This window comes from Anaeromassilibacillus senegalensis, from assembly GCF_001261775.1.
Lineage (GTDB): Bacteria > Bacillota > Clostridia > Oscillospirales > Acutalibacteraceae > Anaeromassilibacillus > Anaeromassilibacillus senegalensis.
Genome location: NZ_LN868535.1, coordinates 220,153 through 243,351 on the forward strand (window position 1 = coordinate 220,153; position 23,199 = coordinate 243,351).

Consider the following 23,199-nt stretch of genomic DNA (forward strand, 5'->3'; position numbering starts at 1 on the left):
TGCTGCCGCTGATAGCTGCGGCGGTCAGTATACCACAGCTTATCCGCAGGCACAAAATCAGAAAATATGTTGTGCAGTAATCATTAAGGCGGTCAGCTTCAAGCTGGCCGTTTCACTTTTTATCAATCAAGGAGGACTTAAGCTATGAGCTTTCTTAAAAACAGAACTGTCATCGGCGTGATCTGCATTGTGCTGTCGCTTCTGATCTGCTTTGCGGTCACGCCGCTGTTTAACCAAGGCATCAGCCAAAAGGCTGAAATCGTACGGGTAATAAAGCCCATTAAAATCGGGGAGGTCATCACCAAGGATATGGTGCAGGCCGTAGAGGTAGGAGGCTACAATCTACCGGAGGATGTGGTCAGGCATACGGATACGGTGATCGGCAAATTTGCTTCCGCCGATCTGGTGCCGGGGGATTACATCATCGGCTCCAAAATCGCCGATGCTCCCGCCGCAGAAAACGCCTACCTCTATCATCTGACCGGAGAAAAGCAGGCCATCTCCGTATCGGTCAAAACCTTTGCCACAGGGCTTTCCGGCAAGCTGGTTTCCGGCGATATTGTGTCTATCATCGCTCCGGATTACAAAAAACAGGGTGTGACGGTGATTCCGCCGGAACTGCAGTATGTGGAGGTCATCGCTGTCACCGCAGGCAGCGGATACGATGCCAATACGGTCGAACAAAAGGATGCGGAGGAAAAGGAGCTGCCCTCCACCGTTACGCTGCTGGTGACACCGGAGCAGAGCAAAATCCTCGCTATGCTGGAGGCTGACGGTGCGCTCCATGTGTCTCTCGTCTACCGGGGCAGCAAGGAAAATGCGGCGAAGTTTACCGAGGCGCAGGATGCGGTGCTTTCTGAGCTGTACCCGGATGAATCAGCCGATGAAGCGGACAATTCTTCGGAAAGCGAGGAAACCAGCCAACCGTCAGCGCCCTCCGAACCGCCTGCGGAAAGCGAGGTTGCGTAAATGCTGAATTTCAAAAAGGGCGGCTTATTCAGCCGCAAGGACGAACCGGAGCCGGACGTGCAGCAGGAAAGCGGCGCACAGGTGCTGGCGGTTTGGGGCAGCCCCGGCAGCGGCAAAACCACCACTGCCGTCAAGCTGGCAAAGTATCTGGCAGACAAGAAAAAGGATGTGGCGCTGCTCCTTTGCGACTCGACCACTCCCATGATCCCCTGCATCTGTCCTCCCGGTGAGCTGGAGGGCGACCATTCCCTCGGCAGCATTCTGGTAGCCAATGCCATCACCCAAACGCTGCTGAAACAAGGATGCAATACCCATAAGCGCATGAGGCATCTGGCGGTGATTGGTCTGCAAAAGGGAGAAAGCGAGCGCTGCTATCCGACCGCACCCACCGAGCTGATCCGGCAGCTGCTGGAAGCGCTGCGTGACATGGCCAGCTATGTGGTAATCGACTGCAGCAGCTATATCTATTTTGACGAGCTGTCCGCCATGTCCATCTTGGAGGCCGATGCGGTGCTTCGGCTCATGAACTGCGACCTCAAATCGGTCAGCTACCTGTCCAGCCAACAGGAATACCTGAAAATGGGCGGCTTTGACTTTGGCAAGATGTACAAGGCGGTCAGCAATGTGAAATCCAGCGAGGCCAGCGAACACATGGAGCAGGTGATGGGCAGCGCTGTGTTCTCGATTCCACACTCCCCGGAGGTTGCCTCTCAGGTGCTGGCCGGGAATCTGTTCGCCGACCTCGGCCTCAAGGATAGCCGGGGCTATCGCAAGGAAATTGAAAAAATCTGCAAGGAGGTGTTTGGTGTATGAGCAGGCACAATCTATTTTTTGCCCCGGAGCAGGAAATCGATGACTTCCGTGGTGTTCTGCAACAGGTGCAGGAGCATATCGCCGGACAGCACAGCGAGCTGCTCTCGGACGGCAATGCTTCCGAAGCCAAGGCGCATATCAAACGGTATATCGCCAAGTTTGTGCAGGACAGCCGTGTGGCAGTGCGTGGCATGACATCGCAGCAGCTGGTGGATGCCCTGTTCACCGAGATGGCTGAATACTCCTTTTTGACAAAGTACATCTTCAGCGAGGACATTGAAGAAATCGACATCAACAGCTGGCGGGATATCGAAATCCAATACGCTGGTGGGCGCTGCGAAAAGCTCACAGAACACTTCGACAGCCCCGAACACTGCATCAATGTGCTGCGCCGGATGCTCCATGTGTCCGGTACGATTTTAGATGATCAATCGCCGCTGGTGGTAGGTACTCTTGCGGAGAATATCCGTATTGCTGTGATGAAAAGCCCTATCGTGGATGCCAGCGTAGGGGCGGCGGCATCCATCCGTATTGTAAACCCCAACAACATGGGAAAAGAGGATTTCATAAACGGCGGCACGGCTACCGCCCCAATGCTGGATTTACTATCGGAGTTCATCCGCTACGGCATTTCTGTGTGCATTGCCGGAGCCACCAGCAGCGGCAAGACCACTGTGGCAGGCTGGCTTTTAACCACCATTCCCGATAATAAGCGCATCTTCACCATTGAAAATGGCAGTAGGGAGCTTTCCCTTATCCGGGAAAAGGACGGCAAAGTGAGCAATTCCGTGGTGCATACCCTGACCCGCAACAGCGAAAACGAGCTGTACCGCATCGAGCAGATCGACCTTGTGGACATCTCCCTGCGTTTTAATCCGGACATCATCGTAGTCGGAGAAATGCGTGGTGCGGAGGCCAACGCCGCACAGGAGGTAGCCCGAACCGGCGTGGCGGTGGTCACCACCATCCATTCTAATTCCTGTGAATCCACCTATCGCCGCATGGTTTCTCTCTGTAAGCGTGCTGTGGATCTGTCGGATGAAACCCTCATGGGCTATGTCACCGAGGCCTATCCCATTATCGTGTTCTGCAAGCAGCTGGAGAACAAACAAAGGCGGCTCATGGAGATTATGGAGTGTGAAATCCTGCCGGACAACAGCCGCCGCTATCGCACCCTGTTCCAGTATGAAATCAGTGAAAACCGCTATGAAAACAATCAGTTCCATATCAGCGGCGACCATGTGACGGTTAATCCCGTCTCGGACAGCCTATGCAAGCGGCTGCTGGAAAACGGTATGCCGCAGGAGCGCATCAACGCCATCAAGAAAGGAGGGAAGATATCCGCATGACAACCATTCAATTACTGGCCTGTATCGGCATGATCACAGGCTCTTTTCTATTGTTCGGGCTTGCGCCGATGGAATTCACCGATGGGCTGTTCTCTTTTCTCACAAGGGAGAAGTCCTCCATCAAGGATGAGATTAAGGCGGCGCAGCGCCGCCAAAAGCAGGGATTTCTAAAACGGGAAATCCGCATGGCACAGGATATCCTGACCATGACCGGGCGCAGCAAGCACTTTTCTCTGCTCTGTGCCTGCTCGCTGCTCCTGTTTGGCATCGGTGCCTCTATCGCCATTGTGCTGGGCAATTTCTTTCTGGCTCCGGTGATGGCGGTGGGCTTTATGCTGCTGCCGTTCTGGTATGTGCAGCTGACCGCCAGCCACTTTCGGAAAGACATTGCGGCAGAGCTGGAAACAGCGCTCTCCATCGTGACAACCGCCTACCTCAGAAGTGAAAACATCCTCACCGCTGTGGAGGAAAACCTTCACTATTTGAATCCGCCGGTGCATCAAGTGTTTCAGGATTTTGTGATGCGGGTGAAACTCATTGATCCCGATGTGCTGGAAGCGCTGAAAATCCTGCGCACCAAGATCGACAACGAGGTCTTTCGGGAATGGTGCGATGCCCTGTGCGACTGCCAGCATGACCGCAGCCTCAAAACAACCCTGACACCCATCGTCAGCAAGCTGTCTGATATGAGGATTGTGAACGGCGAGCTGGAATATCTCGTCTTTGAACCCCGCAAGGAATTTATTATCATGGCGTTCTTTGTCATCGGAAACATTCCGCTGATGTATCTCTTAAACAAAAGCTGGTATGACACGCTGATGCACACCCCGCTGGGGCAGATCATTCTGGCGATCAGCGCCGCCCTCATTTTTATCTCTACCGCTTGCGTGATACGGCTGACAAAGCCCATTGAGTACAGGAGGTAAGGTGCGCATCACTTCTGCGGAAGTGATATGGTTCGCTTCGCTCACGGCGCACCTCACGGGCGGGAACCAGTTCCCCCCGTGTGCCCCCCATGCTCTCCGAGGGGGATTTTAATGCAAAGGAGGTCTATCTATTTGCAACTACTATTTTTGTTTGGATTAACACTGGCAGCTGGTCTGTTCTTTATCCTTTTGGATGTGCTACGCCTGCCTTATCTCAGTACGGCGAAAGCCATGCTGAACACCACAAGAGCAGAGAAAAAAGCGGCAAGGAGTTTTGAAACCTATCTCATGACCTTTGCGGTGAAGCTATCAAGGTATATCCGCATGGACGAATACCGCAAACACCGGCTGAAGAATGTGCTGAAAGCCACCGGCATGAACATGGAGCCGGAGATTTATCAGACCTATGCGTTGGTCAAGGCCGGAGCAATCCTGCTGGCTGTAATCCCGGCAGGGCTAGTCTTTCCGCTGCTGGTGCCAGTGGTGGTATTCCTGTCGGTGATGGTGTATTTTAAGGAAACAAAAAAGGCCGATGAAAAGCTGTCGGTCAAGCGAGCTGCCGTGGAAAAGGAACTGCCCCGATTTGTTGCCAGCATAGAGCAGGAACTGAAAGCCTCCCGTGATGTGCTGTCCATCGTGGAAAGTTATAAGAAAAACGCCGGGGAAGTCTTTGCCGGGGAACTGACCATGCTGGCAGCGGATATGCGATCCTCTAGTTATGAGGCCGCCCTTACCCGGTTTGAGGCGAGGCTCAATTCGCCCATGCTGTCGGATATTACCCGTGGTCTCATCGGTGCGCTGCGAGGCGATGACAGCACCTTGTATTTTCAGATGCTGGCGCACGATTTCAAGCAGCTGGAGCTGCAGCGACTCAAGAGTGAGGCGCAGAAGATACCACCGAAAATCCGTGTGTTTTCCTTTCTCATGCTCATGTGCTTCTTATTTACCTATCTGGCCATCATCGCCTTTGAGATTATAAAGTCTCTTGGCGGGATGTTTTAGGGAGGGGTGAACATGAAGAAAATTCTAAAATCCAAACGTGGCGAGGGCTACATTGATGTGTGTGTCCTCGTCTTATGTGCTGTTCTGGTGATTGTACTGGCGGTGCGGGTGCTGCCTGTGTTCATCGCCAAAAACCAACTGGATACCTACGCCACCGAGCTGTGCAGGGAAGCGGAAATCTCGGGCAGAGTCGGCAGCGAAACCAGCCGCCGTGCAGCGGTTCTCACTGAGCAGACCGGGCTGAGTCCCCGGATTTCATGGTCAAAGACAGGCAGTATCCAGCTCAATGGAGAAATCACCGTCACCTTAACATTGGATATGAATATCGGGCTGTTCGGCGGCTTCGGCTCTTTTCCCATCACCCTGCGCTCAGAGGCCTCCGGGAAAAGCGAGGTGTACCACAAATGACCAAGCTGAGAAGAATTCTCAAATGCAAGGCCGGTAACGGCTTCCCTTTGGTGGTGGCCATTACACTGGCGCTTATCCTCATTCTGTGCGGCGTGATGGAGTTTTTCAGGCTGAATATTATCGCCAGCGGCGCAAAAGAAGCCCTGCAGGATGCCATCATCGTCACTGTCAACGACAACTATGCCGATGTGTATCATGGAGTTCGTGAGGGATACAGCGGCGGCTATCAGCCGGACGGTTCCTCCTTCTACTACAGCGTGAACACCGGCGATATCTACAGCTACATGGACAGTGTTCTCGGTACGGAAGAAATCAGCGGCAGCCATGTAAAGTATTCCGGAGATGCGCTCGAATACAAGCTCTCCGGCTTGGACGTCACCATTCGCAATGCGCCGCTGGCACCTTCTTCTCCAAGAAACGTCCAGCGCTTCGAGGCTGATGCCACAATCTGGCTGGAGGTGCCGGTCTATTTCGGCGGCAAGCAGCTTCCGTCCATGAAAATCAAGCTCAAGGTTCAGGCAGGGTATACCGAGGTGTTTTAACTGTGCGGGAAATTGTCTGGACTTCTGGAAAAAAATATAGTATGGTGAAAAATACAAAAAGGTAGCATTTTACACTTCTCAAAGGAGGGGTTCAATATGACAGAGAAAACAAAGAAAAGGCTGACCATTGCAGGGGTATCGGTTCTCGGACTGGCACTTCTGGTCGCTATTGGAATGCAGTTCGCCAAGGCTCCCGATAAACCGGATACCCTGCCTCAGTCGGAGCAAGGCTCTTCTTCAGTAACGCCGGAGGTGCAGCCGCCTGATGTGGTGGTCACGCCGCCCAATCATACACCCTCGCAGCCGGTGGAAACCCTGCCGCCTCAAACCGACCTGCCGGAGCAGAAGCTCCAGTCCGATCCGGTAAAGCCGGAAGCCCCGGAGAATCCAAAAACAGCGGATGGCACTGACAGGACACCCAGCTCGGATAAAGACCATGACTTTACTCCCGAAAGCACCGATGCCCCGCCTGTCTACAAACCGGAGGATACTGAGAAAAAAACGACTCCTCCCGAAAGCAAACCGCAGGGTGGCGGTGGGCTGCCGGGTTTTGACAATGTGCCGAATGCAGGAGCCAATCAAGGGGAACGACTTGATAATATGTATGAGAATGGCAACAAAATCGGTGACATGGACTAAATAGAATAAGCAGCAGAAAAGCACGGTTTATGCCGTGCTTTTTTGTTGCGGAAAGGAGATAAAATGAAGCGATTGTTTTCTGTTTTTCTATCACTGGCACTGCTGCTTTGTCTGGTTTCGCCGGTTTCGGTTTATGCCATTGGTGAGGGCAATGTGGACGGTGGCGGTGGTGGTATGGGCGATGGTACCAGCACTAATTCATGGACTCCCGGTAATGATGGTGTGCGGGTGACGGTAGTTCGGGCAAGTGACCACACTGCTGTGACAACACCCGTTGACCTCACCAATAAAACACCTCCCTCCAGCATCTATCATTTTGGAAAGGTTAGCAAACTGCAATACACTGGCGGTAGAGGACTCTCTCCTGTGCAGGGAGGATATACCTTTAAAAACCCGGCACAGTCTTTGCCCCGAATTATCAGCACCAGCGGCAGCAATAACATCGCTGCTATCAAGAGTTATTTCACCGATGAGCAAGTCATCCGGTCTATTTCAGAAACTGTAGGAATGGACTTCGATGTGTTAATTAACGGTGACTATAAATTACTCATTGAGCCGTTTGCCTTTTATAAATTTGAGGGTGTGATGGTGTTAACTACAGCCACCGAAGCCGCCCTGTATGATGCTCAGGTCGGCGGTCTGCTTCGCAAGCGAATGGTTTCTCTTTCACATAAGAATCTGCCGTTGTCCATGTTCTTGGAGGTGGCCGACCTCGGCTATCCCGCATGGTCGGGCAGCAAAAGCGCCGCAGCCTCCAATGTAGATATCAAAGCCGCCCTTGGTCTCGGTATCGTGCGCTTTAAGGATAGGCCTGCCGAACCGCCCGATGTGTCGGTCTATGATTATGAGTACCGGGTGAACACCGAAGTCATCACAGCCATCACTGTCAGCGGCGGTCAGAGCGATCCGGATAAGCCGGTGTCCGCCACTTTTTATGTGAACGGCAAAAGCCTCAAGGTCAGCAATATTTATTATCCGAATGGCGACAGCCAGCTGGCGTGGATACGCTGGACAACGCCCGGCACTCCGCAGAAGATGACCATTACCGTTTCCGTATCGGGAGGCGGCAGCTCCAGCAAGGCCACCATCAATGTAAATATCGTTGACCTTGATAAAAAACCACCCCCCAATCCGGTAGCAGACGACCGAAATGATGGGTATACAAGGCCGTCCGTGGTCAATAAGCCGCAGAAAACCTCGGCGAGCTGGAGTGTCTGGCGACCTTGGTGGCAGGAATATTGGGTATGGATTTCCGATTGGGATTACTGCGATCATGGCGAGGATGGCGGTCATTGGGTAGACAACGGCTGGTGGGAGGATCATGGCTGGTGGGAGTTTGACCTCGACCGGTATCAAGCCAGCCTGTCTGCCTCCATGAGCATCAAGCCGGATGACAAGAGCCCTACCGCCAGCGGAAAAAGCATGAAGTCCGGCTATGGCTTTAACCAGACGGTCACCGCAAGTGTCAGCACCAATCAGTCCTCGGCGGTTACCGGTGCACAGACTGCGGTAACCTACTTCCCGGAATTCGCATACCAGACCTACTGGCGGCTTCTGGAGCGCATGAGTTCCGGCTACAGCGCCCGGTTTGAGTTTAAGGAAAATCAATACAGCACCTATGGGAGCAGGACACACTTCACGCCCATCTGGTACCCGGACGGAAGCTACACCCCTCACACTTGGCTGATTGACAGTTGGACACCGGACGGGATGCTCTCCCTTAACTTTACCGATAATATCACCATCCGAGGATCACTTTGGGATGACTGGCACATTGCGCCCCAAAAACCCCATTAAAAACAGAGAAAAAACAAGGCCGCAGCTCGAAAAAAGCTGTGGCCTTGCGCTTTTTACCCTCACAAAGAAAGGTGGAAAATCAATGAAAATGAAGCGACTGGCAGCCGCCCTTTGCGTGGCGCTGCTCCTTTGTCTTGTGTTCAGCCAGACCGCTTTTGCGGCGGGAACCGGCGATGTGGCCGGAGCGATTGAGGGAACGTGGAACACCGCCTCCCAGCAGATTAAGACGGTGGTCAACAAGGTGGTGTTCCCCGCCATCGACCTGATTCTGGCGGTGTTTTTCTTTGCGAAACTCGGAACCGCATATTTTGATTATCGCAAGCATGGGCAGTTCGAGTGGGCGGCTCCGGCAATCCTGTTCGCCTGTTTGGTGTTCACCCTGACAGCGCCATTATACATCTGGCAGGTGCTGGGGATGTAGCGGAGGAAAAGCAATGTTTTACTCCTCCTCCGGCTTGTCCATCAGGCGCAGCGGCGTGTCGTCCGCATCCATATACATTTCCTCGCACTCCTGCTGGGCGGTGCGCATGATATGAGCCGCCTGAGAAACGAGTGCCTCGGCATCGGTTACTGCGCTAAACACTTTATGATAAAGTTTTTTGTAATCTGCCACACAAATACCTCCTTTCATTTTTTCGGCGGCCTCCGTTGTGTGGTATTAAAGCTCTAAAAAAGCTGATTGTCAAGTCATAAATCAATCCTGCAGCCGCATCTCAAATACCCACTAAAAATGTACTTGGGCTGTGGCTGCGGTGACGAAAGGAGTGATGACTTCAAATGTTCATTTGGGATTTTATCGCCGACACTGTCCTCGGTCAGATTGTGGATTGGATCTACGGTCAGATTGTGGGCTTCCTCGGCGATTTTTTTATGCAGATGGGAAACATGGGAGCCGACCTGTTCACCATGAGCTGGGTACAGTCCATCGTCCTGTTCTTCTCCTATCTGGCATGGGCGCTCTACGGTGTCGGCCTTGTGGTCGCCGCCTTTGAATGCGGAATCGAATATCAATCCGGCAGAGGCAGCATCAAAGACACTGCCCTCAACGCCATCAAGGGCTTTATGGCCGTTGGCCTGTTTACCACTGTGCCGGTGGAACTGTATAAGCTGTCGGTGTCCCTGCAGGGCAGCCTCACTGCCGGGATTACCGGTCTTGGAACCGACTTCGGCACGGTAGCCGGAAATATCATCACCTCGCTGCAGGATGCCGGAAATTTGGAGCAGGCCATGACCAGCAATGTGTTTGGCGGTCTATCTGCTATCACCAGCCCCATCATGATGATCTTTATATTGATCCTAATGGGCTATTCGGTCATTAAAATATTCTTCGCCAACCTGAAGCGAGGCGGCATCCTGCTCATTCAAATTGCTGTGGGGAGCCTGTATATGTTTTCCGTTCCCCGTGGCTATATTGACGGCTTTGTCTCATGGAGCAAGCAGGTCATCGGCCTGTGCCTCACAGCATTTTTGCAGGCAACGGTGCTGATTGCAGGACTCATGGTGGTGAAAGACCATGCTCTCCTCGGCCTTGGGCTGATGCTGGCGGCAGGAGAAATCCCCCGCATTGCCGGACAGTTCGGGCTGGACACCTCCACCAAGGCAAACCTCATGAGTACGATGTATGCGGCGCAGACAGCGGTGAACATGACCAAAACGGTGATACAGGCGGTGGCGAAATGAGTGAGCATAAGCTGGTCTACATCGCCTCTCCTTACGCCGGTGATGTGCTGAAAAATATTGAATTTGCAAAGGCAGCCTGCCGCTATGCAATGAGGCAGAACTGTACGCCGGTAGCTGTGCATCTTTTATATCCGCAATTTTTGGATGACAACGATCTGGTGCAGCGAAGTGCCGGTCTCACAATGGGGCATCGGGTGCTTCTGGCCTGTGACGAGCTGTGGGTGTGCGGCGAGCGCATATCCAGCGGTATGGCTGCCGAAATCACAGAGGCAAAAAAGCTGGGTATCCCTGTCCGGGAGGTATCCGCCGAACAAATACAAGGAGGTCTTGCAATGGATAAAAAATATGGCGTATGGGCGGTGCGCAGCGCTGCATCGGTCTGCGGTGCGGCACAAAGCTGGTGCAAGCAAGGCGGCAAGCCGATGGAGTTTGATATGATGGAGCAGGCCGTCGAGTATGCTGACCAGCTCAATAAAAACCTCGCTACCATGAATGTACATTATTACCCCAAGGAAATGGAGCCGAAGCTGAGTCAAGGTTCCGGTTTTTCTATGCGGATGTAAAGGAGGTGCCTCATGTATATCTACCCCGACCACTTAAGGGCAAAGGCAACCCTCTGGCTGTGGCAGCTTCGGGATATCGGCATCATCGGCGTGGCGCTTCTTCTCTCTGTGCTTGCAATTTCCCAGCTTGGACTGGCGCTTCCCATCGTGATGACCGCCGTCTACGCCTTTTTAACCATACAATTTGAGGACACAAGTATTCTGGATTTTCTCCGGTATGCCTGTGCTTTTTTTATGACCAAGCAGCAATTCTACGAATGGAGGTATACGCCAAGTGAGTAAAAAAGCAAAGCAGGAGGCAAAACAGCGAGCCTCCACCCGTCAGCTCATCGGTACCAAGGCTGTCACCGATTACAGCCTGCAGACCTACGGTCATGGCGAGCTGGTGTATTTTATCATCAAGCCCAGCAACATCTCGGTGCTGTCCGAGGCCAGCATTAGCACCCGAATCTATGCGTTGATGAACGTGCTTAAAGGCATCGCCGAGATTGAACTGATGTGTTTAAATAGCCGGGAAAACTTCGAGGACAACAAACGGTTTCTCCGCAGCCGCATTGAACAGGAGCAGAATCCTGTGGTGCGAAAGCTGCTGGAGCAAGACCTGTCCTTCCTTGACAGGATACAGGTACAGATGGCGACCGCAAGGGAGTTTCTCATTCTCATTCGCCTGCGGGATGAAAAAGAAAAAGAGGTGTTTCCGTATCTGTCCCGCATCGAAAAGTCCTTGAAAGAGCAGGGCTTTTCCGTAAAGCGAGCCGATAAGGAGGACATCAAGCGCATCCTTGCGGTCTATTTCGAGCAGAACGTCACGACCGAAAAATTTGAGGACTTTGACGGCGAAAGGTGGGTGATTTTTAATGAGTAAAAACAGAAGAAAAACAGCAATGCAGGAACCGGAGGATGTGCGCATCCAAGGATTTCTGGATATGATCGCCCCTTCGGTCATCAAATTCAACACCGACCACTTTATCTGCGGGAACACCTACCGCTGTGTGTGGGCGCTCAGAGAATACCCCACTGCCACTGAGGAACAGGCAATCCTACGGCATTTGGGGGAAAAGGATGGCGTTACCCTGCGCATCTACACCCGCCATGTCACCCCGGTGGAGGAAAAGAAAATTATCAGCAACGCTGCCAATAAGAACCGGCTGAACAAATCCAACACCAACGATTTACAGCAGACGGTTATGGCCGAAAGCAATCTGCAGGATGTGGCCACCATTGTGGCACAGGCGCACCGGAACCGGGAACCCTTCATCCACTCGGCTGTATATATTGAGCTGTCCGCACACGATTTGGATCAGCTGAAGCTCCTCCAGACAGAGGTGATGACCGAACTGATCCGCAGCAAGCTCAATGTGGACAGGCTGATGCTCCGACAGCAGCAAGGCTTCCAATGCGTGATGCCAAGCGGCTTTAATGTGTTTCGTGACCAATTTGAACGGGTGCTGCCTGCCTCCAGTGTGGCCAACCTCTATCCCTTCAATTATTCGGGCAAAACCGATGCCAATGGTTTTTATATTGGCCGTGATAAGTTCGGCAGCAATGTGCTGGCAGACTTTAATAAGCGAGCCGATGACAAAACCAACGCCAATATCTTAATTCTCGGAAACAGCGGTCAGGGTAAATCTCATCTGCTCAAGCTCATTCTCACCAATCTCCGGGAATCCGGCATGAATGTGTGCGCCCTCGATCCGGAAATGGAGTACGAGGATCTGACCAATAACCTCGGCGGCTGCTTTATCGACCTTATGTCCGGTGAGTTTATCATCAATGTGCTGGAACCGAAAACATGGGATGAAAACGGCAGCCCGGAGGATAAGGATGCGCCGCAGACCTTCCGGATCAGCAGCAGACTCAGTCAGCATATTTCCTTTCTCAAGGATTTTTTCCGCACCTACAAGGACTTTTCCGACCGGGAGATCGACACCATTGAAATCATGCTGCAGAAGCTGTACGCCAAGTTCGGCATCAGCGATGGGGCTGATTTTGACCGGCTGACAGCTACCGATTATCCTATTCTGTCCGATTTGTATGGGCTGATTGATGACGAGTACAAGGCCTATGATGAGAGCCAGCGGCAGCTGTATACCGCCGAGCTGCTCCAGAATATCCTGCTGGGGCTGCATTCCATCTGCAAGGGTGCGGAAAGTAAATTCTTTGACGGACACACCAATATCACCGATTCCAGCTTTGTCACCTTTGGTGTGAAAGGACTCTTGCAGGCCAGCAGGAGCCTGAAAAACGCCCTGCTGTTTAACATTCTGTCCTACATGAGCAACGAGCTGCTGACCAATGGCAATACCGCCGCCAGCATTGATGAGTTTTACCTGTTCCTCACCAACCTCACCGCCGTGGAATATGTCCGAAACTTCTCCAAGCGTGTGCGTAAAAAGGACTCGGCGGTGATCATCGCCAGTCAAAATCTGGAGGACTTCAATATCGAGGGCATCCGGGAATACACCAAGCCCCTATTCAGCATCCCAACTCATCAATTCCTGTTCAATGCCGGGAATATTGATGCCAAGTTCTACATCGATACCCTGCAGCTGGAGCAGAGCGAGTACAACCTGATTCGCTACCCCCAGCGTGGCGTGTGCCTCTACAAATGCGGCAATGAGCGCTACAATTTGATGGTTCACGCTCCGGAGCATAAATCTAAGCTGTTCGGAAAGGCGGGCGGGCGTTGATGGGAGGTGAAAGTAATGGACATGAAAGCCCAGCGCTTCGGCATCGAGGTGGAGCTGACCGGCATCACCCGCAAGGAGGCTGCCGATATTGCCGCTGCCTATTTCGGTACCAGCAGCCGCTATCTGGGTGCAGGGTACGACACTTATGCAGCGCTGGATAATCAGGGCAGGCAGTGGAAATTCATGAGCGATGCCAGCATTACACCACAGAGAAAAAACGGCAGGCAGACCATATCCGCTTCGGATGAATACAAAACTGAGATGGTCAGCCCCATCTGTTATTGGGATGATATTGAAAAAGTGCAGGAATTAGTGCGCAAGCTGCGGGAGGCCGGTGCCATCTCCAACAAATCCTGCGGCATCCATGTTCATGTGGATGCTTCACCCTTTGATGCCAATACGCTGCGCAACATTACCAATATCATGGCGGCAAAGGAGGATTTGATTTACAAGGCTTTGGAGGTATCGGTGGCAAGGCAGCATCGCTGGTGCCGCCCGGTGGACAACCGTTTCTTAGAGGAACTCAACAGCAGGAAACCCCGGACACTGAATCAGGTCAGCCGTATCTGGTATAACGGCGAGAGCCGAAGTCATTATCACTATGATGACAGCCGGTACCACTGCCTCAACCTCCACTCGGTGTTCCAGAAAGGTACGGTGGAGTTTCGCCTGTTTAACGGCACAACCCATGCCGGAAAAATCAAGGCCTATATCCAGCTCTGCATGGCCATTTCCGCACAGGCGCTCAATCAGCGCTGTGCCAGCCGAACCAAGACTCAGACCACCAACGAAAAGTACACCTTCCGGACATGGCTGCTGCGTTTGGGGCTGATCGGCGATGAATTTAAGACCGCCCGTGAGCATTTGCTTAAGGCGCTGCCCGGTTGCATCGCTTGGCGTGACCCGGCGCAGGCCGAGCAGCAAAAGGAACGAATGCGGCAGAAAAAAGAAAAAGAGCTGGAGCAGGCACGGCAGGCTGCTGGCGAAGCTGATCCGACTGCTCCCGAACCGATCGAAGCCGAGGCAGAAGATGCCCCGGCTTTTACTATGCGAATGTGAATGTCAGGAGGATGAACATGAGTAAAACCCGTCTATATATCGCCTACGGCAGCAACCTCAATCTGCCGCAGATGGAGTACCGATGCCCCACCGCCAAGGTGGTGGGAGCCGGTGAAGTCAAAGGGTATGAGCTGCTGTTCCGGGGCGGCAGCCGAGGTGCGGTGGCTACCATTGAACCACTGGAGGGCAGTTCTGTGCCTGTGCTTTTGTGGAAGATCAGGCCGCAGGATGAGCTTGCCCTCGACCGCTATGAGGGATACCCCAATTTTTACCGCAAGGAAAGGATGGAGGTGGAGCTGAACGGCAAGCCGGTGGGGGCAATGGTTTACATCATGAATGACGGCAGAGAGTTCGGCACACCATCGGACTTCTATCTCCATACCATCGCCGAGGGCTATGAAACCGCAGGCTTTGATACGGATTTTCTGGATCAGGCGGTGGAGAAATCCATCCGGCTGGCGCAGGAGAAGCAGGCTATAGAGGATGCGCAGTTTAATCTTTGGGAGCAGAAATGGTGGTGATTCAATGGCTGTACCTGTAGCGGCAATCGCAAAAGCTGCGGCTGCCCTATTGTCCAATGAGAAAACACGCAAGGCTGTAGGCTGGGTGATTGCCGCCATCCTGTCCCCGGTCATTTTAATTGTTGTGCTGGTCTGTTCTCTCCTGTCCGGCACAGCCGACCACAACAATTCTGCTGTGGATTTGACCTTTTATGGAGGAACGATCAGCTCACAGATGCCAGCTGACTACAGAAATTACATTGAGGATATGCGAGGCAGCTTCTCCGATTTGGACAGCGCCGTGTCGGAGATTGCGCCAATGATAGAAAGCGGCAGCATCGACAGCACCCGCATGAAAGCTATTTTTTACTCTCTGTTTTTCGGCGCTGAAAATCTCCGAATGAACCAAAATGACTACCGGGAATTTGCAGATGCCTTTGTCCGTTACGAGGAACGCACCCGTACCGTCACCGATGGGGATGGCAATGAAACGGAAGAAACCTACATGGTAGCCATCCCCCTTTCCAACCTCAATGCGATTTATGGGAACCTTGAAAGTGCTCTTGGCAGAACCATTACAGAGGAAAACCGCATCAATGCGGCTCAGATTTACAGTCGTGTGCTTTACGGTTATGGCCTGCCGAGGGATGGAAGCATCGGCGAGGACGAATGGCTTGGTGGTGTGTTTGACGGCGAAATCTACACCGGTGGCGGCGACTTCGCCAGCCCCCTTGGAGCAGGCTGGCGCAGTATGGTCACCTCGGAATTTGGCTGGAGGCCGAATCCCTTTGGCGGTGGCGGCGGTGAGGGTCACTCCGGGCTGGATATGGGCGCACCAAAAGGCACACCCATACAGGCAGCCCGCACCGGCGTGGTCAGCTATGTAAAGGACTCCGGCAGCAGCGGCTACGGCTATCACCTCGCCATTGATCATGGCGATGGCATGGTCACCCTTTACGCCCATTGCTCCAAGGTCTATATTCGTTCCGGGCAGACTGTGCAGCAGGGCGATGTCATTGCCGCCGTAGGCAGCACCGGTCGAAGCACCGGCAATCACCTTCATCTGGAGGTGCGCATTGGCGGCAAGAAAGTAAATCCAAGACAATTTTTGCCGTAAAGGAGGCGGTAGGATATGCAAGCTATTTTTGAAAGAAAACCCTCAGACTTCTGTTTGCAGGACTTTGAGGTATCAAAGACCATTCGGCTTCCCGTTGAAGTCTTTGAAGATGTGCTGAAAAATCCCATTCGGGATTACGATTTTATTCGGGAAAATATAGACCTCATGCACAGTGATAATAACGGCGTATATCACTGTCTGCTGCTCATCGGCGAGGGCAAAAATGACGGTCTGCTGGTGGAATCGGAGGGCTACGGCTACTGTCGGTACGCCTCTTATGTTCCGGATGCTTCGGCGCTGACTTCCCCGGCATTGCAGCAACTGAACGAGCTGATGACAGCCACAGTGGATTACATCGTGGAAACCGGAACACAGAATACTACCGAGGGAAACTGGATTATCAGCTTTGATGAGCTGGCGCAACAAACCGGCTTTGAGCATGACTTTAATAGTATGGATACAATCATGGATATGCTCCATGAGCGAGAGGAAGTGGCCGATGTAGCGTTGGGTGACAGCAGCATTGATGTGTGCTATTACCTCGACTTCTGCCCCAATTACAGTGGCCAACCGGAGGAAACTGTGCCGGAGCCTGCACTGGCAGCGCCAGTCACCACCCTGCGGGATTTACTTCGCACTCGCTGGGAGGACATTCACCTCATGCATAAGGAAGTAGAGTTAGAGGTGCCGCATACCATTGTGGAACTGGATGAACGCACCCTAACCGCTGCCGGTAAAGAGGCGTGGCAGGATGTGCTGAACGCCGAGGTGGCCAAAGTATATACCGGATACTACGGTTTGCAGATTGAGCTGGACAAGGTAAAGCCCTCTCGTTTAGAGGAATTCTCAGCCATGCTCGCCGGGTATTGTCCGGTATCGGATTATGAAAAATGGGTAGCAGAAGAAGCCGAATCGCCTACCCAATCACCTGAAATGAAACTGTGAAACGGAGGAAAGTACGATGAAAAAGGCAACACTGACCGTCAGCTTTGACTGCGAAAAGCTGGATGCCCTAACTTTTCACATGGGCAAAAAGGATGCGGATTTGCAAACAGAGCTGGAGGATACCGTCCAGAAACTCTATGAAAAGCACGTTCCGCAGGCCACCCGTGAATACATTGATGACAAATTGTCTCGTGAAGCTGCTGCCAAATCCAAGCCCAAAAGACCGGTGCGCCCTGCCACTATAGGCAGTTCTGAAAACAGCATGGGATAGGAAGGCGATGCTGTCCCGGCGTGTGGGCGGCTGTGTCGCCCTGTGTGGCCTTTTGGCAGGCCGGGTGGCATCCTTATGCCCCCACCCCGGTGAAAGCGCCCTGTTGCCCCCGTGTGCAGAGCATCTGAAAAGCACCAAATACGGTGATGGAACACTCAAAGCAGGGGCGTTCCGGTTGGGTCGAAAGTGGTGCAGGTTAAAGGGTTTATGCTGCTTTGGCAGCATAAACTCCCTGAACACCGACCGGCAAAGCCGTTCGGGGATTGCGAAGTGACATAACTTTCTGCCCGAAACCCTGATTTGTTATGCCGGTTTCAGAAAAATCCAAGGGGAACCGGGCATTTGTGAGGATTATTCTGCATACCGGGGCAAGAAACCACAGGAAAAGGAGGTCTTGCATGGCAAAGGAACCGGAAAAGGTGCGCACCGGCTTTTACATCGAAAAGGAAGTACTGGATCGGTGCGATGAGCTGCTCACGCAGGCCAATGTGAAATCCCGAAATGAATTTGTCACCGAGGCTCTGCGGTTTTACTGCGGCTACCTCACCTCGAAACAGAACGAAAATTATCTCCTGCAGAGCCTGTCCTCCGTCCTCATCAGCACCATCCGTGATACCGAAAACCGTCTGGCGCGAATGGATTTCAAAATCGCCACCGAGCTGTCCAAGCTCTCTCATGTGGTAGCACATACCCATGCGATTGACGAGCAGGCACTTTCAAGTCTACACTTAAAATGTGTGGAGGAAGTCAAGCGGATCAACGGTGCGGTTGATTTCGAGGATGCCTACAACTACCAAAAGCGGCGGGTCTAAAATACATGATTTCTTTGTTTCTTTTGGGTATGGACTAAGGCGAATTATTCGTTTATGGTGTGTTGCGAAAGGAGATGAAAATGCACAATGGAAAAAAGTAAAATCTTTGAAATGGCAATCCGTGAACTGACGGAAACAGCAATCAACAAACGCAAAGAAACACTGGAGGACAATGAGCTGCAGCTTTATACCGAGGTAAAGACTCTCAGCGCTCAGGCTCGTGATATTGTCAAAATGCTACCGGAGGAACAGCAGAAAATCCTTACCGATTACTTTGAAAAAACCAATCTGATTGCCGACCATGAATGCCAGCACCTCTATGTGCAGGGCGCAAAGGACTGTGTGGAGCTGCTCAAACAGCTTGGTGCGCTTTAAGGAAACATAGGTGGACGGCCTCTGCGGAGCAGGGGCTGTTTTACATATTAGGGATGAATTTTTTCGTGAGGAGTGGTACAATATGTATTACTTAGTTTGAAAGCCCAAAGGAGGTATTGTTTGTGGTCAACATGGTTAATTTTTTAATGATTAACGGCAACATTCAGCCTGTTGATATGTTTGGATATATCGAAAATGTTGTAACAGAGCTGCAAAAAAAAGGATTAATAACCAAAATTGAATACAGTCCTGCACAATGCGACTTTGGTGATGATTCTTGCTTAATTGAAGTTGAAGATACATTTTATGTGGCAAACTTTATTTATTCAAAAGACGACAAGGAGAATCATTGGCAAATAGCATTTGAGTATGGAACATATAATTCATGCAGCCAACTTCAAATTAAAATTTTGTCTGCAGATTATGAATTAAATGTTGCAGATAATTATTTAGAGCAATTGAAGTTTGCCATCAAACTATTAGTAAAGCCAAATTGGGAGAAGATTATTTGGTTGATGGACAAGGATTCGGAACAATTATCAATCGCTCTTTATCCACGCATTTATAGAGTTGAAAATTTGGCCAGACAACTTATAAGTGAAATAATGACGAAAGAATACGGGTTTGAATGGTGGGATACTTACGTTCCTCTCACGATTAAAAATAAGCATATGGGGCGATTGGGTGGCTACAAATCAATTACGCCGGGCTTTGCAAATGTTGATGAAAGACTGATGTCTATTGACATTGGCGATTTAAATTCAATTATTACTCTGAAAGAGAAGAAATGGAACCCTGCTTTCATTCCGGAGATAAGCAGTTTTCTAAATGAGCAATCAGATATGAAGCTGGAACGGATGAAAACACTTTTATCAGCCCAAATGATTGTGTCTATTGATTTGTGGGTAGAGCAATTTTCTAAGTACTTGTCTGAAGATTTTATAAAAGACTTTAAAACATTTGAACTGAATCGCAATCATATTGTGCATAACAAATTGATTGATCGTTCTGCCTATGGCAGCATCTCTAATTCGATTTCTACTGTCGAAGCAGAGCTTATTAAAGCACTTGCAAAAATTGAACAAGTGGTAGTTTCAAAGGAACAGCGAGAGGCAAGAGAACAACAACGGGCAATAGAGCAAGAAGAAATGGAAGTCGCTTTAAAAGATATCATGGAATCGGAAGCAGGAGTAAAAATAAGGAATTCTCAAGAAATTATCGAAGTATATGAAGAACAACTTTTTATTTTTCATTCGGAGCTTCAAGAATATTTGAGATTCCGAAACGATTTGGAGATTGGGGAATATAAATCAATCGAAAATGATACTGGAATCTTATTTGAAATACGTTATAAAGTTAATGATGAGAGTGCTATTGTTAGCTATTCGATTGAGTGTATGGATGACTCTCAAGGTTCCGAGAGTGTAGTGGCAGTTAATATTATGGTAGGAGAAAATGTCTTTTCTAAAGACATCGCATACACAAATGGTGAAATATCATTTAATTCACATCAAAGTTGCTATATGCCAGAAACTCAAGACTCAATTTCAATGGAAGATTTGTCAGCACTCAAAGAAGGGGCTGTAGATTTCCTCAATGAACAGTTTGAAAATCTGCGTGAAAAGGTTGATTCTGAGATGTTCTCCATAATCAAGGATGGAGGTAGTAGTCCTTTAGCAGAATTTTCATGTTGGGAATGTGGAGAGGAATACATTTGTATAGATGAAAACTATGGAGCACTTGGTCAGTGCTTAAACTGTGGCGAGATGAATGATATCTGTTTTTGTGACAGATGTGAGTCTTATTTTGAAGGAACGGCAGATGAAGATGGGCCAAATTTCTGCGAAAATTGTTTAGAGGACTTTAATAAAGAGTGAAATTATTTTTAGGGCGATCACAACCGTGGTCGCTCTTTTCTTTTGCCCAAAACACAGAAAGGAGGCCGCCATGCCAAAGATCATCTTCACCTCGCAATATATGCGGGATGCTCCGCCAGCCCAGCTTGAAAACTATGTGAAGTACATCGGAACCCGTGATGGCGTAGAAAAGATTGATGAGAGCAAGCTGCTGCTTCCGGCTACGGTAAAACAGCAACAGCTCATCAATCAGCTCATCCGGGATATTCCCTCTGCCAAGGAAATGCTGGAGTATGCCGACTACTGCGAGAACCCTACCATCGGCAACGCTACTGAGTTTATTTCTCTGGCACTGGAGCAGAACCGGGGCCTCATCGGCAAACGGGAAAACTATGTGGATTACATCGCAGGCCGCCCTCGTGTGGAGCGCATCGGCGAGCATGGCCTCTTCACCGATGCAGGCGTTCCGGTGGTGCTGGCACAAGTGCAGGAGGATGTGTGTGGTAACAAAGGTGCTGTCTGGACTCATGTTATCAGTCTGCGCCGGGAGGATGCCGCAAGGCTTGGGTATGACAGCGGAAAACAGTGGCAGGATTTGCTCCGCAGTAAAAAAGCCATGCTTGCCAAGCACATGAAGATCGACAGCGAGAATCTCCGCTGGTATGCCGCCTTTCACAATGAAAGCCACCATCCCCATGTGCATCTCATGGTCTACTCCGCCAAGGACAATGACGGCTTTCTCACCCAGCCAGCTATCGAAGCCATGCGCTCAGAGATGGCGCATGATATCTTCCGTCAAGACTTCGCTCACATTTATGAGCACCAGAATGCCGCCAGAAGCGATCTCAAGCAAGGTGCTGCCGATGTAATGACCGAACTGCTTTCACAGATGCAAAATCATGTCGGTGAAAACAAAGCCATAGAAGCGGATCTGCTGTTGTTATCAAGACGGCTTCAAAACACGGGGGGCAAAAAGGTGTATGGTTATCTCAAAGCAGATGTAAAAGCCATTATCGACCGCATTGTGGATGAGCTTGCCAAGGAGGAACGAATCGACAAGCTGTACCGGGCATGGAACGACTGGCAGAATGAAATCCTAAAGACTTATTCAAATAAGCTGCCGCCCCTGCCGCCTCTATCCCAGCAGAAACAATTTAAGAGCATTAAAAACATGGTGATTGCCGAAGCGTTGAAGCTGGGTGGTCACCATGTTTCATTTGAGGATGAGGCAATGCCGGAACCGGAGCTGCCGGAGCCTGCCGATGTTCATGTGGATGATGCTTTTATGGAGCCTCCCGATGCGGCCTTTCATGCTGAGTGGAGCGAGCAATACAAACTGGCGAGGCAATATCTCTATGGCAGTGGGGATGTTCCGCAGGATTTTAGTGAGGCATACCAGCTGTTCCTTTTGGAAGCGGAATCCGGCAATGCCCTTGCCATGCATGATCTCGGCAGAATGTTTGCGGATGGCTTGGGGCGTGATATTGATTTACAGTCATCTCATGCTTGGTACGAAAAAACTCTGACTGCTTTTTTATCCGCAGAGGAAGAAAAGCCCAAGACCTATCTGGAATATCGCATCGGAAAAATGCACGCCTCCGGTCTTGGCACTGTGCAGGACTATGAGCAGGCAGCCTCATGGTTTCAGGAAGCGGTGGATAAGAACCACAAGTATGCCCAATATTCTCTCGGCTCTTTGTATTACCGTGGTCAGGGTGTTCCGCAGGATTATGTAAAAGCGCTGCAGCTCTACAGTCTGTCTGCCGCACAGGGCAACCCTTATGCGGATTATGAATTGGCGAAGATGTATCGGGATGGCGTTGGTACCACAGTGCGCCCTGAACTTTCCTCCCAGCATTTCAAGTCTGCCTTTACCGGGTTTTATCGTCTGGAACAGGAAAGCCATGATGATAGGCTGCAATACCGCCTCGGTCAAATGCTCTACACCGGAACCGGTACGGACAAGGATGTGCAGGCGGCGGTTTCCTATCTGGAGAAATCGGCGCAGCTTGGAAATGTCAATGCACAGTATCTGCTGGGTAAGGTGTGTCTGGAAACCGGCATCGGTGATCCGGCACAGGCGATAGTTTGGATGAGCAAGGCAGCGGAAGCCGGAAACGCCGGAGCGCAATATGCCCTTGGCAAGCTGTACCGGGATGGCGCTCATGTGGAAAAAGATATTCAAAAGGCAGTGGCCATGTTCACAGCCGCCGCAGAACAAAAAAATGAGTACGCCGCCTATCAGCTTGGCAGGCTGTATCTCGCCGGTACAGATACCCCTAAGAATGTTCCGGAAGCGGTCAAGTGGTTCACGCTCTCCTCTGATCTCGGCAATGCCTATGCGCAGTATGCTCTGGCAAAGCTGCATCTTGCCGGTGAGGATATGCCCAAGGACGTCAGTGAGGCAATTCGGCTGTTCACCTTATCGGCAGAGCAACAAAATGAGTTTGCGGCTTACCAACTCGGCAAGCTCTATCTGGGGGGCGAGGATGTGCCAAAGGATGCGAAGGCTGCGATCCGCTGGCTGACCGCCTCCGCCGAAATGGGAAACCAGTTTTCGCAGTATGCCCTGGGCAAGTTGTATTTCTATGATGGCGATGTTCCTCGTGATAAGGAAAAGAGTTTGTACTGGCTGGGACTATCTGCAGCGCAGGGCAATGCTTATGCGCAGTTTCTCATCGACAATATCAATGCCCAGAGCAATCCATCGGTGCTGTTGGCAGCCACCAGACTGTTTCGCCAGTTGGAGAACCTGTTTCATGAGGACTATCGCAGAAGCGCCGGTGTCGATCACATCGACCGCAAGCGCAGAGGTCAGCTGCAGGAGAAAAAACAGGCGCAGGGTCACAAGCGTGATGACCATGCACCGCAAATTCATTTATGATG

Annotated in this window: 25 protein-coding genes; 24 read left to right on the forward strand and 1 reads right to left on the reverse strand. The window is 51.1% G+C overall.

Annotation, left to right across the window (positions count from 1 at the left end):
• The first annotated feature begins 144 nt into the window (after positions 1-144).
• The 10 genes from cpaB (at position 145) to BN2106_RS01375 (ending at position 8,866) form a co-directional block, all read left to right on the forward strand.
• Positions 145-969, forward strand: a complete 825-nt coding sequence (gene cpaB, locus BN2106_RS01330) for a Flp pilus assembly protein CpaB (protein ID WP_050696771.1) — start codon at positions 145-147, stop codon at positions 967-969.
• Entirely contained in the window at positions 970-1,782 is an 813-nt protein-coding gene (locus tag BN2106_RS01335) for a nucleotide-binding protein (RefSeq protein ID WP_050696772.1), read from the forward strand. It abuts the gene before it with no gap.
• On the forward strand, positions 1,779-3,131 hold the full coding sequence (locus tag BN2106_RS01340; protein ID WP_050696773.1) for a CpaF/VirB11 family protein: 1,353 nt from the start codon (positions 1,779-1,781) through the stop codon (positions 3,129-3,131). Before BN2106_RS01335 ends, BN2106_RS01340 begins: the two co-directional genes overlap by 4 nt.
• Entirely contained in the window at positions 3,128-4,057 is a 930-nt protein-coding gene (locus tag BN2106_RS01345) for a type II secretion system F family protein (protein ID WP_050696774.1), read from the forward strand. The genes BN2106_RS01340 and BN2106_RS01345 overlap by 4 nt, the downstream gene beginning before the upstream one ends.
• 132 nt (positions 4,058-4,189) lie before the next feature.
• Entirely contained in the window at positions 4,190-5,059 is an 870-nt protein-coding gene (locus BN2106_RS01350) for a secretion protein F (protein ID WP_082236311.1), read from the forward strand.
• Between the two features lie 12 nt (positions 5,060-5,071).
• A complete protein-coding gene (locus BN2106_RS01355) occupies positions 5,072-5,467 on the forward strand; it encodes a DUF4320 family protein (RefSeq protein ID WP_050696776.1) in 396 nt (131 codons plus the stop codon).
• Entirely contained in the window at positions 5,464-6,009 is a 546-nt protein-coding gene (locus tag BN2106_RS01360; protein ID WP_050696777.1) for a hypothetical protein, read from the forward strand. The genes BN2106_RS01355 and BN2106_RS01360 overlap by 4 nt, the downstream gene beginning before the upstream one ends.
• Positions 6,010-6,105: 96 nt before the next feature.
• The gene (locus tag BN2106_RS01365) at positions 6,106-6,648 is read left to right on the forward strand and encodes a DUF6550 family protein (RefSeq protein WP_050696778.1); all 543 of its coding nucleotides are present in this window, start codon (positions 6,106-6,108) and stop codon (positions 6,646-6,648) included.
• Between the two features lie 63 nt (positions 6,649-6,711).
• On the forward strand, positions 6,712-8,445 hold the full coding sequence (locus tag BN2106_RS01370) for a DUF8193 domain-containing protein (RefSeq protein ID WP_050696779.1): 1,734 nt from the start codon (positions 6,712-6,714) through the stop codon (positions 8,443-8,445).
• 82 nt (positions 8,446-8,527) lie between these two features.
• The gene (locus BN2106_RS01375; RefSeq protein ID WP_050696999.1) at positions 8,528-8,866 is read left to right on the forward strand and encodes a DUF3852 domain-containing protein; all 339 of its coding nucleotides are present in this window, start codon (positions 8,528-8,530) and stop codon (positions 8,864-8,866) included.
• Positions 8,867-8,884: 18 nt separating this feature from the next.
• On the opposite strand, the gene BN2106_RS16365 is transcribed toward BN2106_RS01375, so the two are convergent.
• Complete coding sequence (locus BN2106_RS16365) at positions 8,885-9,058, reverse strand: hypothetical protein (protein WP_195891747.1); 174 nt, start codon at positions 9,056-9,058, stop codon at positions 8,885-8,887.
• Between the two features lie 164 nt (positions 9,059-9,222).
• On the opposite strand from BN2106_RS16365, the gene BN2106_RS01380 reads away from it, so the two are divergent.
• The 14 genes from BN2106_RS01380 to mobP3 all read left to right on the forward strand — a co-directional run bounded on the left by BN2106_RS01380 (position 9,223) and on the right by mobP3 (position 23,197).
• The gene (locus BN2106_RS01380) at positions 9,223-10,125 is read left to right on the forward strand and encodes a conjugal transfer protein TrbL family protein (RefSeq protein ID WP_050696780.1); all 903 of its coding nucleotides are present in this window, start codon (positions 9,223-9,225) and stop codon (positions 10,123-10,125) included.
• On the forward strand, positions 10,122-10,688 hold the full coding sequence (locus BN2106_RS01385) for a DUF7768 domain-containing protein (protein ID WP_050696781.1): 567 nt from the start codon (positions 10,122-10,124) through the stop codon (positions 10,686-10,688). The genes BN2106_RS01380 and BN2106_RS01385 overlap by 4 nt, the downstream gene beginning before the upstream one ends.
• Positions 10,689-10,700: 12 nt before the next feature.
• Positions 10,701-10,970, forward strand: a complete 270-nt coding sequence (locus tag BN2106_RS01390; protein WP_050696782.1) for a hypothetical protein — start codon at positions 10,701-10,703, stop codon at positions 10,968-10,970.
• Positions 10,963-11,553: a hypothetical protein gene (locus BN2106_RS01395; protein ID WP_050696783.1), complete on the forward strand. Its 591-nt coding sequence runs from the start codon at positions 10,963-10,965 to the stop codon at positions 11,551-11,553. The genes BN2106_RS01390 and BN2106_RS01395 overlap by 8 nt, the downstream gene beginning before the upstream one ends.
• Positions 11,546-13,378 (forward strand): VirB4 family type IV secretion system protein, encoded by a 1,833-nt coding sequence (locus tag BN2106_RS01400; protein WP_050696784.1) that lies wholly within the window; start codon positions 11,546-11,548, stop codon positions 13,376-13,378. Before BN2106_RS01395 ends, BN2106_RS01400 begins: the two co-directional genes overlap by 8 nt.
• Before the next feature lie 15 nt (positions 13,379-13,393).
• The gene (locus BN2106_RS01405) at positions 13,394-14,437 is read left to right on the forward strand and encodes an amidoligase family protein (RefSeq protein WP_050696785.1); all 1,044 of its coding nucleotides are present in this window, start codon (positions 13,394-13,396) and stop codon (positions 14,435-14,437) included.
• Between the two features lie 17 nt (positions 14,438-14,454).
• Positions 14,455-14,958, forward strand: a complete 504-nt coding sequence (locus BN2106_RS01410) for a gamma-glutamylcyclotransferase family protein (protein ID WP_050696786.1) — start codon at positions 14,455-14,457, stop codon at positions 14,956-14,958.
• Between the two features lie 4 nt (positions 14,959-14,962).
• Positions 14,963-16,054: a M23 family metallopeptidase gene (locus BN2106_RS01415; protein WP_050696787.1), complete on the forward strand. Its 1,092-nt coding sequence runs from the start codon at positions 14,963-14,965 to the stop codon at positions 16,052-16,054.
• 15 nt (positions 16,055-16,069) lie between these two features.
• Positions 16,070-16,999, forward strand: a complete 930-nt coding sequence (locus BN2106_RS01420) for a DUF6329 domain-containing protein (protein ID WP_050696788.1) — start codon at positions 16,070-16,072, stop codon at positions 16,997-16,999.
• A gap of 16 nt (positions 17,000-17,015) precedes the next feature.
• Positions 17,016-17,270 (forward strand): DUF6103 family protein, encoded by a 255-nt coding sequence (locus BN2106_RS01425; RefSeq protein ID WP_050696789.1) that lies wholly within the window; start codon positions 17,016-17,018, stop codon positions 17,268-17,270.
• A 398-nt stretch (positions 17,271-17,668) separates the two neighbouring features.
• Positions 17,669-18,082, forward strand: a complete 414-nt coding sequence (locus BN2106_RS01430) for a ribbon-helix-helix domain-containing protein (RefSeq protein WP_195891748.1) — start codon at positions 17,669-17,671, stop codon at positions 18,080-18,082.
• A gap of 87 nt (positions 18,083-18,169) precedes the next feature.
• Positions 18,170-18,457: a hypothetical protein gene (locus tag BN2106_RS01435; protein WP_050696791.1), complete on the forward strand. Its 288-nt coding sequence runs from the start codon at positions 18,170-18,172 to the stop codon at positions 18,455-18,457.
• A gap of 122 nt (positions 18,458-18,579) precedes the next feature.
• The gene (locus tag BN2106_RS01440) at positions 18,580-20,334 is read left to right on the forward strand and encodes a hypothetical protein (RefSeq protein WP_050696792.1); all 1,755 of its coding nucleotides are present in this window, start codon (positions 18,580-18,582) and stop codon (positions 20,332-20,334) included.
• Between the two features lie 70 nt (positions 20,335-20,404).
• Positions 20,405-23,197 carry a MobP3 family relaxase gene (mobP3, locus tag BN2106_RS01445; RefSeq protein ID WP_050696793.1) on the forward strand — a complete coding sequence of 931 codons (2,793 nt, stop codon included), beginning with the start codon at positions 20,405-20,407 and terminating at the stop codon, positions 23,195-23,197.
• The last annotated feature ends 2 nt before the right edge of the window (positions 23,198-23,199 follow it).

Coding starts and splice junctions, on each gene's coding strand:
- BN2106_RS01390 (WP_050696782.1), top strand. CDS start 10,701: ATGTATATCTACCCCGACCACTTAAGGGCAAAGGCAACCCTCTGGCTG.
- BN2106_RS01400 (WP_050696784.1), top strand. CDS start 11,546: ATGAGTAAAAACAGAAGAAAAACAGCAATGCAGGAACCGGAGGATGTG.
- BN2106_RS01420 (WP_050696788.1), top strand. CDS start 16,070: ATGCAAGCTATTTTTGAAAGAAAACCCTCAGACTTCTGTTTGCAGGAC.
- BN2106_RS01380 (WP_050696780.1), top strand. CDS start 9,223: ATGTTCATTTGGGATTTTATCGCCGACACTGTCCTCGGTCAGATTGTG.
- BN2106_RS01415 (WP_050696787.1), top strand. CDS start 14,963: ATGGCTGTACCTGTAGCGGCAATCGCAAAAGCTGCGGCTGCCCTATTG.
- BN2106_RS01360 (WP_050696777.1), top strand. CDS start 5,464: ATGACCAAGCTGAGAAGAATTCTCAAATGCAAGGCCGGTAACGGCTTC.
- BN2106_RS01365 (WP_050696778.1), top strand. CDS start 6,106: ATGACAGAGAAAACAAAGAAAAGGCTGACCATTGCAGGGGTATCGGTT.
- BN2106_RS01425 (WP_050696789.1), top strand. CDS start 17,016: ATGAAAAAGGCAACACTGACCGTCAGCTTTGACTGCGAAAAGCTGGAT.
- BN2106_RS01355 (WP_050696776.1), top strand. CDS start 5,072: ATGAAGAAAATTCTAAAATCCAAACGTGGCGAGGGCTACATTGATGTG.
- BN2106_RS01430 (WP_195891748.1), top strand. CDS start 17,669: ATGGCAAAGGAACCGGAAAAGGTGCGCACCGGCTTTTACATCGAAAAG.
- BN2106_RS01410 (WP_050696786.1), top strand. CDS start 14,455: ATGAGTAAAACCCGTCTATATATCGCCTACGGCAGCAACCTCAATCTG.
- cpaB (WP_050696771.1), top strand. CDS start 145: ATGAGCTTTCTTAAAAACAGAACTGTCATCGGCGTGATCTGCATTGTG.
- BN2106_RS01335 (WP_050696772.1), top strand. CDS start 970: ATGCTGAATTTCAAAAAGGGCGGCTTATTCAGCCGCAAGGACGAACCG.
- BN2106_RS01370 (WP_050696779.1), top strand. CDS start 6,712: ATGAAGCGATTGTTTTCTGTTTTTCTATCACTGGCACTGCTGCTTTGT.
- BN2106_RS01435 (WP_050696791.1), top strand. CDS start 18,170: ATGGAAAAAAGTAAAATCTTTGAAATGGCAATCCGTGAACTGACGGAA.
- BN2106_RS01340 (WP_050696773.1), top strand. CDS start 1,779: ATGAGCAGGCACAATCTATTTTTTGCCCCGGAGCAGGAAATCGATGAC.
- BN2106_RS01385 (WP_050696781.1), top strand. CDS start 10,122: ATGAGTGAGCATAAGCTGGTCTACATCGCCTCTCCTTACGCCGGTGAT.
- BN2106_RS01345 (WP_050696774.1), top strand. CDS start 3,128: ATGACAACCATTCAATTACTGGCCTGTATCGGCATGATCACAGGCTCT.
- BN2106_RS01375 (WP_050696999.1), top strand. CDS start 8,528: ATGAAAATGAAGCGACTGGCAGCCGCCCTTTGCGTGGCGCTGCTCCTT.
- BN2106_RS01405 (WP_050696785.1), top strand. CDS start 13,394: ATGGACATGAAAGCCCAGCGCTTCGGCATCGAGGTGGAGCTGACCGGC.
- mobP3 (WP_050696793.1), top strand. CDS start 20,405: ATGCCAAAGATCATCTTCACCTCGCAATATATGCGGGATGCTCCGCCA.